The sequence below is a fragment of the Hydrococcus rivularis NIES-593 genome, assembly GCF_001904635.1.
Classification (GTDB): domain Bacteria; phylum Cyanobacteriota; class Cyanobacteriia; order Cyanobacteriales; family Microcystaceae; genus Hydrococcus; species Hydrococcus rivularis.
In genome coordinates this window covers 69,250-83,809 of record NZ_MRCB01000021.1, presented here as the reverse complement: position 1 = coordinate 83,809, position 14,560 = coordinate 69,250, and the positions used below count along the sequence as shown (strand labels likewise).

Here is a 14,560-nt window from a genome sequence, read left to right as displayed (position 1 = left end):
TAAAACTCCGTTCTACCATTTTTGTGACACCTAGTTAATATTTCGGACAGGTCTAATATTTACAACCGAGGAGAAATTCAAAAAATTAGTAAGGAACTACTTATATTACTTGTGGTGCAGGAGCAAAACTTCGTCCGGTAGAACATTTTTCTCAAACAGCCTTTTCTGCTTCAAAATTGAGCTTTGTAAGTTTTGAAGTTTATTCAGACAAAATCGAAGGTAGTGATAGAAATGTTTTCGATCGCGTGACAATTTACAATAGCTAATACCAATTTTCAGGTTTTCGCGATCGACATTCTTCACTCCTCTCCTAAATAGGGAGAGGGGTTGGGGGTGAGGGCAATCGACAATTTTATTTTCTGAATCGTATATTTTGGAAGGAAAATTACAGATTATTGAGTGGTTTCTCGAAAAAATTATAAATATAAAACCACAAACTTTAAAGTTTAGTGGAATAGTTACTGGGATTTACTCATGTGCGATCGTCCATCACATACATCACATATGGCTTGGTGACTTTTTGTTGTGATGGTGCTTTCAAGTATGGTAACAAAAAAATCTAAGTAGCTTGTGGACTCAATGCTTTCCAGTTGGAAAAAGTTTTTCTTTCACTGTAATAAGTAATAGATAAGCGATCGCGTTGATTGACTAGAGATTTTTTTCACTCTGGCAATAAATCTTGCAAAGTTCTTGACATTTGGGGCATAGGGTAAAGCAATCGATCGAGCCTCTCAGGAGTTTAACTCATGAACACTTCAACTAAAACTCTAATGTACGGGCGATCGCTCTTTTATCAAACGTAACTGGTAGCCATGCAATATTTTACGGAAAAATACCATGAAGAAGCTATTAAACAGAGTTCCAGAAGTCACGATTTACTTCTGGATGATTAAGATTCTGGCAACTACAGTAGGTGAAACTGCGGCTGATTTTTTGGCGTTTACGATGAACCTGGGTTTAGGCGGAACGTCTTACATCATGGGTAGTTTGCTAGCGATCGTGCTTTTCAATCAGTTTAGACTTAAACGGTATGTCCCAGTGAGTTACTGGCTTGTGGTCGTTTTGGTAAGTATCGTTGGCACGCTAATTACCGATCGCTTGGTAGACGAGTTGGGAGTGACTTTGATGACAACTAACATAGTTTTTAGCGTCGCCTTATTGGTTGTTTTTGCGCTTTGGTATAAGAGCGAAAAAACATTAGCCATGCACTCCATCAATACAACCAAAAGAGAACTGTACTATTGGGCGGCTATTTTATTGACGTTTGCCTTGGGGACTTCAACAGGAGACTACTTAGCGGAGGCTTCGGGGTTGGGTTATGCACAATCGGCATTAATATTTGGTGCTGCAATTGCCGCAATAACGATCGCCTATTATTACTTCCGGATCGATGCAGTGTTGGCATTTTGGCTAGCCTACATATTAACTCGTCCGTTTGGAGCATCCATAGGCGATCTACTTTCACAGCCTGCAAAAGTAGGTGGTCTTGGTTGGGGTACGACTGGAACGAGTATGGTTTTTCTTTCTATCATCGCAAGCCTGGTTATTTATTTAAGCCTTAAGCGCAAGAAACCTGCCTTAACGTCGCTCGATCGACAAGAGTGAAGGCGCGATCGCCACTACAATTTGTATTTTCGTGCTGAGTGTGTTTTCAATTTTCATGTATGCGATCGACGTGACTTTTATCGCCCAGCCAAATCTTTTCAAGTTCTGGATTTTTTCTCTTTACGATAAAGCCGCAAATTCAAATTAAGTAAGATTTTTTGACAATAAATAGGAGTAAAAATGAGCAAATTGCCAGCAATTACTGCTTTTTTCTGGATTATGAAAATATGCGCTACCACTTTGGGAGAAACAGCAGGAGATCTTTTATCGATGACCCTAAATGTGGGCTATGCGATTAGTTCTACGATCTTAATTGGAGTGTTCTTAGCGACGCTTGTGACTCAATTGGTGTCGAAAAGCTATAACCCATTACTTTATTGGACTGTCATCCTTTCAACCAGTACGGCTGGTACAACTATGTCAGATTTCATGGATCGCACTTTAAAGCTGGGCTACGCTACGGGGTCTATGATTTTAGTCACTCTTCTTTTAATTATGTTGGCATTTTGGAAATTTAGTGTAGGGTCTCTATCTGTTACTAACATTAAAACGCCTAAAGTTGAAATCCTCTATTGGACAACAATTCTATTTTCCAATACTTTGGGAACTGCCTTGGGCGATTTCCTCGCCGATACTTCTGGACTTGGATTTGTCGGAGGAGCAATGCTAATTTCTGGTTTGCTTGCCCTAGTATTGGCAGCGCACTATTTTACCCAATTTTCTCCAGTCATTTTGTTTTGGATTGCATTTGTCCTCACCCGACCCTTTGGTGCAACATTCGGAGATGTTCTGACAAAATCACATCAAAAAGGTGGACTCGGTTATGGTACGATCGGCTCATCGCTAGTCCTTGCATCGATACTTGGAGTCTGTATCCTGTTCACAACTTTAAAGCAGAGAAGACTACTCGCGGCTAGGATTTCTAACGACGAACGATATTAGAGCGACTATGATTCGTTTTCTTTTAGCTTTTTGGCTGCGTCAAATACATCCTCGTTTAACATCTTTGATAGCCACAATTGGGATTTTTGGACTAGCTATCTGTTTACTAATTTGATTTAACCAACTGCTCGAAGGCGTACCTCAAAACAGCTACCAATCCCAACTTGGCTAGTGACAACAATTTCTCCTTGATGTTGTAAACAAATTGCTTGCGCGATCGCCAGTCCCAATCCCGATCCTCCATTCGCGTAGGAACGTGCTTTATCTGCCCGCCAAAACCTTTCAAAAATTAGTTGAAGATGCTCTGGTGCGATCCCAATTCCTGTATCTTTTACCTTAATAATTAACTGAGAACCAAACCGATTGGCTATAATTTCAATCGTGCCTTTTTCTGGCGTATAGGAAATAGCATTTTGAATTAAGTTAGTAAATAAGCGCATTAATTGAACTGCATCACCCATTAAGTATAAATCTTTAGTTAGTTGCGTTTTAAATTGAATTGTTTTTGCCTCCGTCTGAGTTCTATAGAGTTGGAATAAATCCTCTAGAATTGATGTTAAATTAACAAGCTGCCAATCTTGACGCTGGATTTTATCAGTACGCGCTAACAAGAGCAAATCTTCGGTCAGGCGAGTCATTTGCTTAGTAGCACTGGCGATCGCTTCAAATTTTTCTTTATCTGTTTCTCTAATTCCTTCTGAATATTTTAGAGCAACTGCTGCATTACTTTTAACTGCCATTAAAGGACTGCGGAGTTCGTGAGAGGCATCGGCAGTAAACTGTTTTAAACGTTGAAAACTTTCCTCAATTGGCTGCATTGCTTGACGAGTTAAAATTACCCCTCCAATACTGCTAAAAATCAAAGCAATAATAACTCCACTACCTAAACCTAAATCTAATTTTCGCAAAGTTTCATCAAATTCTTCTAGAGACTGGCTTACTCTTATATAGCCAACTAATTTACCATTTTCGCTTTCAATAATAGGTAATGTGACTGCTCTGATTCGAACTTTTCCTGACTGAGTTTGTACCGATTGGTTAGCAGAAAAAGGTAAATCTATAAAATATTTTCCTTGTTGTGATATTAACTTACCCTGCGTATCGAACCATTGCAAGGAGCGATCGTTATTTATTAATTCTTTGACAGAAAGTTCACTTTCAATTTTTAGCTGCTCGTCTTCTACCTCGCTACTAGCAGCTACTCCTTGTCCTAAAGCTATCAATTTATCTGTTGTTTGTTGTGCCAAACTGCGACTGAAGACAACGCGCACGCCAATAACAAAAATACTTAGAATTGATGCCAATACCAGCAGATAAGATCTTAGTAATCGATGCTGGATTTTCTTAAACATAATTAAATTAATTATTCACTATTAAACTTAAGATTCTTTTTTCAAGCGATAACCTATTCCATAAACAGTTTCGATAGTATTTTCTGGACTTCCGGCTGCTTTTAATTTATTTCGCAAATTAGTAATGTGTGTTCTTATCGTTCCTTCTCCAGAAGATTTATCGAAATCCCAAAATTTATCTAAAATTGCCGAGCGCGTTAAAACTTGAGTAGGATTTCGCATAAAATATTCTAAAATAATATATTCTTTTGGCGTTAAAGATATAACATTTCCTGCATAAGTAACGCTACAAGAAATTGGGTCGAGTTGTAAATCGCCGTGTTTTAATAATGATGGTTTTGTTTCTGAACTTCGACGCGACAAGGCTCTCATTCTAGCCGCTAATTCATCTAAGTCAAATGGTTTTACTAAGTAATCATCAGCCCCAGCATCGAGTCCGATAACTTTATCTGAGGTAGTATCTTTGGCAGTTAGCATCAAAATAAGAGCATGAAATTTAGCAGAACGTAAACGCTTACATAAAGTAATTCCATCTAATTTAGGTAGCATTAAATCCAATAAAATTAGATCGTAATCTGCCGATTGAGCGTATTCCCATCCTTCGATTCCATCCCTAGCAATATCAACAACATGATTTTGATGTCTTAAATCTTCTGCTAAAGGTTTGGCAATGCGATCGTCGTCTTCAACTATTAAAATTCTCATCTTAGCGGTTTAGAGATAATCGTGATAACTCTTTAATTTATTCTAGCGATGGTGTGGAGTTAGGCGTTGATGACGATGGCTGTGAGATTCGCTAACAGCTACTCCGTCCCCGCGTTCATGCTGATGGTATTTATCATTACTAAAACTGGATTGGGGAAAATTGACTGAATTTACCAATGAAATTTTGAAAAATACCCAGTTTAGCTATTGCGAAGGCGATCGCACTCTAGTAGAAACAAAAAGAAATAGATAGGAAGTATCGAAAGGCATTCAGGAATTCACGCTTGGGGAGGTGCGGATGCGGCGATGCTCCGCGCGACGCAGATCCGCGTCGAACCTATGTTCGCACATTGAGCGCCGTGACAGAACAACCTCTGCCTAGTAAGGATAAGTTAGCTGGTTGAGCCAAGAATGCCACGGCTAGAACCCGTGAGGATTGACAAAATAGCCAACTTCGCGGCATCGTTGCGGCATCGTTAGAGTATATTCAGCAAAAAGGACTCTCACGAAGTTTGAAACCTGAGAATCTTTTTGTACGTCCTTCTGACTTAATGTATTTGAGATTGGGAACTAATCTTTTAATCTAGAGTTGCAGCCGTTTCAACAGGAACAACAACCGTGAAAGTTTACTGGCTACTACTGAGTTTTTTAAGCCTCTTTCTCTTTGCTTCTCCCGCTGAGGCGGGAAGGCTTTTATTCTGGCGCTTCGAGTCCAAGCAAAGCCGACTGATTTTTAGCACGGACGAAAGAGTCCAACCGAGGGCGCAACTTGTTGCCAATCCGACTCGCGTGGTAATCGACTTGCCGGGGATTACGCTAGGTCGTCCCAGCATCAAGCAGGCATTCGGCGGGTACGTCAGCAGCGTGCGAGTCGGTCAGTTTGACGCTCAGACAACTCGCTTGGTCATTGAATTAGCCGCAGGGTACACTGTCGATCCCCAACAAGTCAGAATTCGAGGCTTATCGCCAACTCAGTGGACGGTAGACTTACCGACTCCTCAACGAGTGAGCTATAATACTGCGCCGAACCCGCCAGCTTCCCAAGTTCCTAGCACTTCATCTCAGCCTGCGGCGAGATATGTCTCCCTCCCCGTAGCTGCTCCGAAACAGGTCGATTCTACGGATTTTCAGGTTACGCGCAACGGCTTATTCGTTCGTCTCGATAGCGACGGCGACAACAGCAAGATTAAAATTAAACGCAGCCGCGATCGCTCCTCGATCGAAGTTGTCCTTGCCGATGCAACGCTTCCGCCCAGCTTGGCTTCGCAAACCTTACCCGTCAACAGTTATGGAGTCAGGGACATTCAATTTGCCCAGGCATCTACCTCCCCTCCCTCCGCCCGCATCACGCTCAATGTAGACAAAGAGAGCCAGGATTGGCAAGCCATCTACAGTCGGTTTGGAGGCTTGGTACTGATGCCGAGAGGTGGAGCGAGCTCGTTCTCTAACAGCAGAGTCTCGCCAATTTCGAGCAAAGAGAAAAACGACGATTCTAACTCCGACTCCGAAGTCGCGATCGTTGAGTCGTTGGAAGTGGAAGACGACGATGAGTTAAGGATTCGAGCCGATCGCGAAGTCAACGGCACTGGAAGCTGGAATCGTCAAGAGCTGGCTTACGAAATTAGGATTCCCAATGCCAAACTCCCCGAACAATTTCCAGAGCCTCGGTTGGATAGAAATGGTCCGATTTACGAGATTAAGCTTCGCGAGGAAAGCACTGGCGAAGTCGTCATCCTTGTTAAGCCAGCTCTCGGCGTTCGATTCGAGCAACTCGATCGCGCCGACAATCGTACCCTGACGCTACAAATGACTCAGCGGCAGAGCGCCTATAGCCCTCGGACATCTAACTCTAGAGCGCCTAATGATTCTAACTATAACGACTCTGCGCCCATCAATATTCCCGTTCCCCCACCCCAAAACTCGCTGCCATCTACCGACAATTCCCGCTCCGCAGCCATACCCGTCGCTCCGCGAACGGGAACGCTAGTCGTCATCGATCCAGGACACGGCGGCAAAGATCCGGGCGCGATCGGCATCGGCGGTTTGCGCGAGAAAGATGTCGTTCTCTCTATTTCTAAGGATGTCGCTCAATTTCTAGAGCAACAGGGGGTGCGAGTCTTAATGACCCGCAATAGCGATTATTTCGTCAGCCTTCAAGGACGTGCCGAGATGGCGAATCGAGCGCGAGGGACGATTTTTGTCAGCATTCATGCCAATGCCGTCGGCGGGAATCGCTCCGATGTCAACGGACTGGAAGTTTACTACTTCGGCGATCGCACTCTAGCACAAGCGATTCACAGCAGCATCCTGCGAACGGTTAACGTCGGCGATCGCGGGGTTAGACGGGCAAGATTTTACGTCCTCAGAAAAACGAGCATGCCGGCTGCTTTGGTAGAAACCGGTTACGTTACTGGGGTTCAAGATGCAGCTAATCTGAGAAATTCAGCTTACCAGCGTCAAATGGCAGAAGCGATCGCGCGAGGAATTATCAACTATCTTCAAAATAAATACTAATGCCATTTAACTGAATTTTTGCTAAAAATGAAGAAGTTACAAACAATTAACCAGAGTTTGTTGAAAAGTTTGTTGCTTTTTTACAATTAAATGAGATAACTGTATTTAATTGACCAATTGTTCGCTATTGAACGGTAACAATTATCCTTTACTCGATTTACAAATATCTTCTCAATCCATGAGAGAATCTCAATATAGCCAAATTGGCATTTTTGATAGTGGTGTGGGTGGGTTAACGGTTTTAAAGGAGCTTTACCAGCAGCTTCCCAATGAGTCGATTCTCTATTTTGCAGATACCGCTCGACTGCCTTACGGCAATCGTTCCCCAGAAGAAATAACACAGTTTGTCCGAGAAATTCTAACCTGGATGGCCGACAGAGGGGTCAAAATGGTCATCATGGCATGTAACACTAGCTCGGCTTTGGCATTAGAAACAGTTCAATCGGAGTTTCACTTGCCAATTTTGGGTTTGATTTTGCCCGGTGCTCGCGCTGCTGTTCAAAAAGGTCGGCGCATTGGCGTCATTTCTACTCCAGCAACAGCAGCGAGCAATGCTTATCTCAATGCCGTTAAGGAAATCGATCCGACCGCAGAAGTCTGGCAAGTCGGCTGTCCGGAATTTGTTCCCCTGATCGAGCAAAACCGCATTCGCGATCCTCATACCAAAAAAGTCGCCACGAAGTATTTAGAACCTTTACTGGCACGACAAATCGATACGCTGATTTACGGATGTACTCATTATCCGCACCTAGAACCCCTACTTCAAGAAATCTTACCTAGTAGGGTAAGGCTCATCGATCCGGCTAAATACGTCGTTACAGCCGCCGAGCAAGAATTAGAAATTTTGGGTCTCAAAAGCTCTCGTCTGCCGCTACCAACTCGTTTCTGCGTCAGCGGCTCCCCAGAAAAGTTCGCGCAAGCTTCGCGGCCCTGGCTTGGTTACGTGCCTGTAGTCGAGCAAGTTAGCCTGCCAGCGATCGCAGCGCCAACCATTTCTCTAGAAACTCTCGAATAAAAATAGTCGGTAGTTAGTGGAGACAGCAGCACTTTGGCTTGCACTTCCCACTAACTCTAACTAATCACTGGTCACGACTATCCGATAATGCTAAATTGAGTAGAACTGGCAATTAGAAAGTTTACGAGGAAAAAATATTCATGGTTGCAACTCCAGTCGAGAAAAAGTACGAAATTAAAGATATTTCCCTTGCCCCAAAAGGCAAACAACGGATCGAATGGGCTGGGCGCGAAATGCCCGTCCTAAAGCAAATTCGGGAGCGTTTTGCTAAAGAGAAGCCTTTTGCTGGTATTCGCCTGGTTGCCTGCTGTCACGTTACCACGGAAACTGCTCATTTGGCGATCGCGCTCAAAGCTGGAGGCGCAGATGCTCTGCTGATTGCCAGTAATCCTCTTTCCACTCAAGACGACGTAGCCGCCTGTTTGGTAGCCGATTACGACATTCCTGTCTTTGCCATCAAAGGCGAGGACAACGAAACCTATCACCGCCACGTACAAATCGCCCTCGACCACAAACCCAACATTATCATCGACGACGGTAGCGATGTGGTTGCGACCTTAGTTAAGGAACGCAAGCAGCAAATTGCCGATATCATCGGTACTACCGAAGAAACCACCACCGGAATCGTTCGCTTGCAGGCGATGTTCAAAGATGGCGTTCTCAGCTTCCCCGCCATGAACGTCAACGATGCAGAAACCAAGCATTTCTTTGACAACCGCTACGGTACGGGTCAATCTACCCTCGATGGGATCATCCGGGCAACCAACGTCTTGCTGGCTGGGAAAACGATTGTCGTTGCCGGTTACGGCTGGTGCGGTAAAGGCGTGGCAATGCGAGCAAAAGGACTCGGCGCTGATGTGATCGTCACTGAAATTAACCCAGTCCGAGCGATTGAAGCGGCAATGGATGGCTTCCGCGTTATGCCGATGGCAGAAGCTGCTCCCCAAGGCGATCTATTCGTCACGGTTACGGGCAACAAACACGTCATTCGCGCCGAACATTTCGAGGCGATGAAGGATGGAGCAATGGTTTGCAACTCCGGTCACTTCGATATCGAAATCGACCTCAAATCCTTGGGCGCTAAAGCAACAGAAGTCAAAGAGGTTCGCAACTTTACCCAAGAATATAAACTCGCTAATGGAAAATCCATCGTCGTCATCGGTGAAGGACGCTTAGTCAACCTCGCTGCCGCAGAAGGACATCCCAGCGCGGTAATGGATATGAGTTTTGCTAACCAAGCTATGGCTTGCGAATATTTAGTGAAGAATAAAGGCAAGTTAGAGCCTCGGATCTACAACATTCCAGAAGAAATCGATCGCGAAATTGCACGACTCAAGTTGCAAGCAATGGGGATTGAAATTGATGCCCTTACGCCAGAGCAAATCGAATATATTAACTCCTGGACTGCTGGTACTTAATTATTCGAGTCAAGTCCGATAAAAATAATCTAATCTCCAACTAAGCTTAGTTGGAGATTTTTTTAACTTTTATACGAACGTCGTCAAGCTAGGCGGCTGGTTGAGTGACATAACTCAAATCGCCCTCACCCCCAACCCCTCTCCCAGAGCGGGAGAGGAGAGAAGAATATCGATCGCGAAAACCTGAAAATTGGTATAATACTTTGGACTGAAGTCCCTTCGCCTCTTGTGGGAGAAAGGATTTAGGGATGAGGAGACAAAAATTTGTCACTCAACCAGGCTAGGCGGGGTCGGTAATTTTCAACCCACGATCGCTAGTTGTTGCTAGTTGAGATAGTAATACGCACCGCGCATAGCCATTAATTCATTAATTCATTGTGGGTGCCGCTTTCGACGAGTACGCCGCGATCGAGTACGAGAATGAGGTCGGCATTGCGGACTGTCGGGAGGCGATGGGCAATTACCAAAGTTGTCTGGTTTCTGAGAATGGTATTCAGATTGGTTTGAATGATTCGCTCCGATTCGGCATCGAGATTGCTAGTTGCTTCGTCTAAAATCAGCAGGCGAGGATTGCCTAAAAGAGCGCGAGCGATCGCGAGTCGCTGTCTCTGTCCGCCGGAGAGATTTCCGCCTCCCTCGCCGATATGAGTTTCGTATTTGAGCGGGAGATCGTCAATAAAGCGATCGGCTCCTGCTAGTTTAGCAGCCTGTTGAATCTCTGCCATCGTTGCGCCCCGATGAGCGACGCTGATATTTTCTCGAAAGCATCGCAATGAAATATTGGTGACATCGTAACCATCGATTAAATTCTATTAGATGACATCCCCATTTTTAAATGGTATCAGTTTTGAAGGGAGAGCTAAATTTCCCAGGTTTAAGTCACGCTCCCACAAACAAACTATCGCTTATCCTCAGCGAGTTTTTGTAACTAAGAACGGTGATGTTAAGAGCCAAAATACATTTTTTGTTTTTTGGGCAAAAATGAGAATTAATCAGATTTTTGTTTTTTTCTCCTTCAATTGCTGCTGATATCAAACCTGTTTAATCAGTCATAATATGTAGTACGACATATGTAGTACGAACATCTCGATGGCGACCAAGATGGTCGCACTACTGGTTATTTTTCGCCCTTACAAATCAATTTCGGCTTTAACCCAATCGAGAGTGCGGTGAAGGCGAAAACCGACCTTTTCACAGACTCGCTGCATGCCACGATTCTCAGGCAGAATCTCCGCCTTAATTTTCTCGAGTTTCTCATCCCGACCGACTTGCACCAAGCGCCGCAGCAACTCGGTTCCCAACCCATGCCGCTGGAAAGGATCGCTGACCAACATGGCAAATTCCCCTTCATTGACTCCGTGCTGTTTGCTCAAGCGAGCTACGGCTAGCATTTCCTGGGTTTCTTTATGGATCGCGATCAGGGCCATCTCGCGATCGTAGTCGATAAAACACAGGCGCGTTAGCCGCTCGTGGGCAGTCAACCGACTCAAACTCATCAAATGAAAATAACGCAAATAGATGCTGTGTTCGGAGAGAGTTTTATAAAACCGCACCATAAGGGGTTCATCTTCGGGACGAATCGGACGGATGATGACGGGGGTACCGTCCGTCATTGTCCAAGATCCAACGTATTGTAGGGGATAGGGACGAATGGCTGGCTTGGGAAGTTCGTTGGCCGGCGTATCTTTGGGATGGAGAATAATGCGAGCATCCAGCGCTGTTAGGCGTTCGGCAGAGACAAGCAGGGGATTGATGTCAATTTCCTTAATCCAAGGCTGCTCGACCACAAGCTGGCCGAACTTCACCATCAGTTGCTCTAGGGCTGCCAGATCGACAGGTCTGCGCCCGCGAACGCCTTTGAGGGCGCGATAAATTTTCGTCTGCTCCATCATTCGACGGGCAAGGGTCGTGTTGAGAGGAGGAAGAGCGATCGCGCGATCTTTAAACACTTCTACCAGTCGCCCGCCCGTGCCAAATAGCAGCACGGGTCCAAATTGAGGGTCGATACTGCTGCCGATAATTAATTCGTAACTCCCATCGGGGCTAAGCATCGGTTGAACGGTTACGCCCAAGAAATGTTCTGCCCCGACTTTCTCGGTTACTGAAGTTTGAATGGCTCGATAGGCATCCCGTACCTCTTCCGCATTGGCGAGATTTAACTGCACTCCCCCTACATCCGTCTTGTGGGTCACAGTTTCCGATAACAGTTTGACGACGACGGGATAGCCAATCGATTCTGCCAGTTCCAAAGCTTCGGCTTCTGTTTTCGCAATCCCGGTTCTTACGACCGGAATGCCATAGGCAGCCAAAATTTCCTTCGATTCCAATTCGGTAAGAATTACGCGTTCGCTCTCTCGGACTGCTCCTATAATCTGCGCCACTTGGGAACGATTTGGACCTCCATCCTCATCGGGCGGCATGACGGGAGTTTCGTAGATGCCTTGCAGGTTGTAACTGTAGCGCCATATTAAATTAAACAGGCGAGCTGCCGAATCCGGATAGCGATAAGTAGGGATTTGGTGTTTGTTGAGAATGGTTTCTCCTACAGAAATTTCTGCGCCTCCCATCCAACTTGCCAAGATGGGTTTGCCCGCCATCTGAGCGCAGCTTATCAATTGTTCTGCCGTCTTATTCGGATCGGTCATGGCTTGCGGTGTCAAAATGACCAGCAGCCCGTCACTACCAGAATCTTCAACTGCAATTTCTAAAGCTTTTGTGTAACGATCTGGGTCTGCATCTCCGAGAATATCGATGGGATTGGCATGACTCCACTGAGGCGGCAGAACTTCGTTGAGCTTGGCAATCGTATCGTCCGAAAGTTCTGCCAGTTCTCCTCCAGTAGCAACTAGCGCATCAGTCGCTAGCACTCCCGGTCCTCCTGCATTGGTGATAATCGCCAGTCGGGGACCTTCGGGAAGGCGAGGCTGTTTGGCGAGGATTTCTGCCATATCGAACAGCTCGGACATCCGCGTCACCTTCAGCACCCCACAACGGCGAAAGGCGGCATCAAACACGTCCTTGCTCCCCGTCATCGCACCCGTATGGGAAGTAACTGCTTTGGCGGCAGCTTCTGTCTCGCCCGCTTTGATGACGATGATGGGTTTAGTAAAGGCAACTTCCCGCGCGGCGGAGAGAAACGATCGCGCATCGCCAACAGATTCCATATAGATGACAATGCTTTTGGTGTAGGGATCGTCGCCGAGATAGTAAATCAAATCGCCCCAATCCACGTCCAGCATGGAGCCGATGGAAATAAACGCACTAAAGCCTACATTTTCAGGAACGCTCCAGTCTAAGACAGCCGTGCAGATAGCGCCGCTCTGACTGATAAAGCCCACATTTCCCGGACGCGCGATCGCTCCGGCAAAGGTAGCATTGAGTCCGGAGCGCGGATTCATCACCCCCAGGCAATTGGGTCCGATAATCCGCATTTTTCCTAGCGCTTTTTCTCGGATTTGCTGCTCTAATTCCCGTCCGGCTTTGCCAATTTCCCGGAACCCCGCCGAGATGATAATGGCACCCTTTACGCCTGCTTCAAGGCATTCGTCGATAATTCCAGGTACGGTTGCGGCTGGGGTCGCGATAACGGCTAGATCGACGGGTTGGGGAATCGATTTAACGTTGGGATATGCCTGAATGCCTAAAACGCTATTTCGCTTGGGATTGACTGGAAAAACTGTCCCCCCAAAAGGGTTGCTGATGAGATTCCAAAGGAGGGTTCGCCCCACGCTACCCGGTCTGTCAGTAGCACCGATTACGGCAACTGTCTGTGGTGCAAAGATCGGGCTGAGCGGCTGACGCTCGGAGCGTAGAATGTCGTAAGCTCGATCGGTAGTGGGTTTGAGTGGTTGAAGCACGATCTAATCCTCGCGAGCATAGCAGATACGCATGGGAGACAAAGTTTATATCTCCCTATCCAGCAGCCTAAATGCTTCTTCAACTTGCGCGCCCCATTTTTAAGTTTTCCTTAAGCGATCGCGTTGGCGTTTTTGTCCTCTTAAAAAATGACTTACATTGACTTACTCTGAAAGGCTATAAGAGAGATAAGGCGATCGCATCATCGGTTAACTTGTCGGCTCGAATGACTATCTCTCGTTTGTTTCTTTTTTTCATCGTTTAATACTGCAACGTTTTTATAAATACTTAGACTTAATATCCATAATTTTTGTAGATAACCATTGGAGTCTTTCCACACCCTCGTCCAAAAAGTCGTCTCCTTTGCTTTGATTATTTTTGATTGGCATCGGTTTCCAATTGGTGCAATCAAATGTTAAACGGGGAAACCAATATCTAGGTAAGCTATGATCTATGCTTAAGCCATGCTTGTTTTTCCAGTCTTGATAGGTAGGATACTCAAGATCGACTACGGTAAGGTAATGGCAAGCATATAAGGAGTAAAGTACAGAGGCTCTAGCATATTCTGACGCACCTACAGTACTATTTTTTATATAGTCGTCTAGATCGGCTTTGCGAACATAAGACATATTGGAGATGGTATAGCTATTTTGAAGCTTGCCTTGGTTATTTAAAGTTGTATCGACTTTGACCCATTGAAAGCCCAACAAATCGGCTAGATTCGCTAAAATTTCCTCCCAACTAGGATATAAATTGACTAGCATCTGTCTTACCTTCCTGTACTACTGATATTTCAGTTGTAGAGATTTAATAACAGACTTGCCAGCTTTAAGCACTTCTAGCAAGTTCCCTTCTTGTTTCGCTTGCTCGTATCGATCTTCTGCTTTTTGAATAACAAACCCAACAAAATCTACTGGCGAGGAAGGAATAAGCTTTTGCAAAATAGTCCAAGACTTACGAACATTGTCCCAGCCTAAGTTTTTGTAGCCTTGTTGGCGAACTTGCTTCTGTTCGGTTTTACTGAGCAAGTTAAACTTCTCCGAGTTACGTTTTTGAGCTTGCTTATAGTTCAGTCCGTCTAGTTGTTTTTGAGTAACCATTTGTATTAATTGTTGTTTGTCTTTTTGTTGTGCAGTTATGTATTGCAAATAGAA

General features: G+C 45.1%; 10 protein-coding genes and 1 pseudogene. 5 read left to right on the top strand and 6 right to left on the bottom strand.

The features are described 5' to 3' along the window. Positions 1 to 837 precede the first annotated feature (837 nt). Both NIES593_RS16295 and NIES593_RS16290 read left to right on the top strand, forming a co-directional pair. Complete coding sequence (locus tag NIES593_RS16295) at positions 838 to 1,605, top strand: COG4705 family protein (RefSeq protein WP_073600583.1); 768 nt, start codon at positions 838 to 840, stop codon at positions 1,603 to 1,605. A 180-nt stretch (positions 1,606 to 1,785) separates the two neighbouring features. Beyond that, positions 1,786 to 2,547: a COG4705 family protein gene (locus tag NIES593_RS16290; RefSeq protein ID WP_073600582.1), complete on the top strand. Its 762-nt coding sequence runs from the start codon at positions 1,786 to 1,788 to the stop codon at positions 2,545 to 2,547. Positions 2,548 to 2,663: 116 nt separating this feature from the next. Here the strand turns inward: NIES593_RS16290 and NIES593_RS16285 are convergent, their stop codons facing one another. Further along, positions 2,664 to 3,899, bottom strand: a complete 1,236-nt coding sequence (locus tag NIES593_RS16285) for a sensor histidine kinase (protein WP_073600581.1) — start codon at positions 3,897 to 3,899, stop codon at positions 2,664 to 2,666. A gap of 27 nt (positions 3,900 to 3,926) precedes the next feature. Beyond that, on the bottom strand, positions 3,927 to 4,604 hold the full coding sequence (locus NIES593_RS16280; protein WP_073600580.1) for a response regulator transcription factor: 678 nt from the start codon (positions 4,602 to 4,604) through the stop codon (positions 3,927 to 3,929). 618 nt (positions 4,605 to 5,222) lie between these two features. Here NIES593_RS16280 and NIES593_RS16275 point away from each other — a divergent pair. From NIES593_RS16275 to ahcY, 3 genes are all read left to right on the top strand, one after another. Then, entirely contained in the window at positions 5,223 to 7,118 is a 1,896-nt protein-coding gene (locus tag NIES593_RS16275; RefSeq protein WP_073600579.1) for an N-acetylmuramoyl-L-alanine amidase, read from the top strand. 178 nt (positions 7,119 to 7,296) lie between these two features. After that, positions 7,297 to 8,133, top strand: a complete 837-nt coding sequence (gene murI / locus NIES593_RS16270; protein WP_073600578.1) for a glutamate racemase — start codon at positions 7,297 to 7,299, stop codon at positions 8,131 to 8,133. 140 nt (positions 8,134 to 8,273) lie between these two features. Beyond that, the gene (ahcY, locus tag NIES593_RS16265; RefSeq protein WP_073600577.1) at positions 8,274 to 9,551 is read left to right on the top strand and encodes an adenosylhomocysteinase; all 1,278 of its coding nucleotides are present in this window, start codon (positions 8,274 to 8,276) and stop codon (positions 9,549 to 9,551) included. A 324-nt stretch (positions 9,552 to 9,875) separates the two neighbouring features. Here ahcY and NIES593_RS16260 read toward each other — a convergent pair. The 4 genes and pseudogenes from NIES593_RS16260 to NIES593_RS16245 all read right to left on the bottom strand — a co-directional run. Further along, positions 9,876 to 10,357: pseudogene (locus NIES593_RS16260) on the bottom strand (ATP-binding cassette domain-containing protein); the annotation flags it as partial. 324 nt (positions 10,358 to 10,681) lie between these two features. Continuing rightward, the gene (locus NIES593_RS16255; RefSeq protein ID WP_073600576.1) at positions 10,682 to 13,408 is read right to left on the bottom strand and encodes a bifunctional acetate--CoA ligase family protein/GNAT family N-acetyltransferase; all 2,727 of its coding nucleotides are present in this window, start codon (positions 13,406 to 13,408) and stop codon (positions 10,682 to 10,684) included. 276 nt (positions 13,409 to 13,684) lie between these two features. Further along, positions 13,685 to 14,170, bottom strand: a complete 486-nt coding sequence (locus tag NIES593_RS16250) for a hypothetical protein (protein ID WP_073600575.1) — start codon at positions 14,168 to 14,170, stop codon at positions 13,685 to 13,687. A gap of 18 nt (positions 14,171 to 14,188) precedes the next feature. Next, on the bottom strand, positions 14,189 to 14,506 hold the full coding sequence (locus NIES593_RS16245; RefSeq protein ID WP_073600587.1) for a hypothetical protein: 318 nt from the start codon (positions 14,504 to 14,506) through the stop codon (positions 14,189 to 14,191). Positions 14,507 to 14,560 lie beyond the last annotated feature (54 nt).

What these genes read in the sequence shown, in the direction of transcription:
- NIES593_RS16295 (WP_073600583.1), top strand. Translation starts at nt 838, where the DNA reads ATGAAGAAGCTATTAAACAGAGTTCCAGAAGTCACGATTTACTTCTGG.
- NIES593_RS16290 (WP_073600582.1), top strand. Translation starts at nt 1,786, where the DNA reads ATGAGCAAATTGCCAGCAATTACTGCTTTTTTCTGGATTATGAAAATA.
- NIES593_RS16285 (WP_073600581.1), bottom strand. Translation starts at nt 3,899, where the DNA reads ATGTTTAAGAAAATCCAGCATCGATTACTAAGATCTTATCTGCTGGTA.
- NIES593_RS16280 (WP_073600580.1), bottom strand. Translation starts at nt 4,604, where the DNA reads ATGAGAATTTTAATAGTTGAAGACGACGATCGCATTGCCAAACCTTTA.
- murI (WP_073600578.1), top strand. Translation starts at nt 7,297, where the DNA reads ATGAGAGAATCTCAATATAGCCAAATTGGCATTTTTGATAGTGGTGTG.
- ahcY (WP_073600577.1), top strand. Translation starts at nt 8,274, where the DNA reads ATGGTTGCAACTCCAGTCGAGAAAAAGTACGAAATTAAAGATATTTCC.
- NIES593_RS16250 (WP_073600575.1), bottom strand. Translation starts at nt 14,170, where the DNA reads ATGCTAGTCAATTTATATCCTAGTTGGGAGGAAATTTTAGCGAATCTA.
- NIES593_RS16245 (WP_073600587.1), bottom strand. Translation starts at nt 14,506, where the DNA reads ATGGTTACTCAAAAACAACTAGACGGACTGAACTATAAGCAAGCTCAA.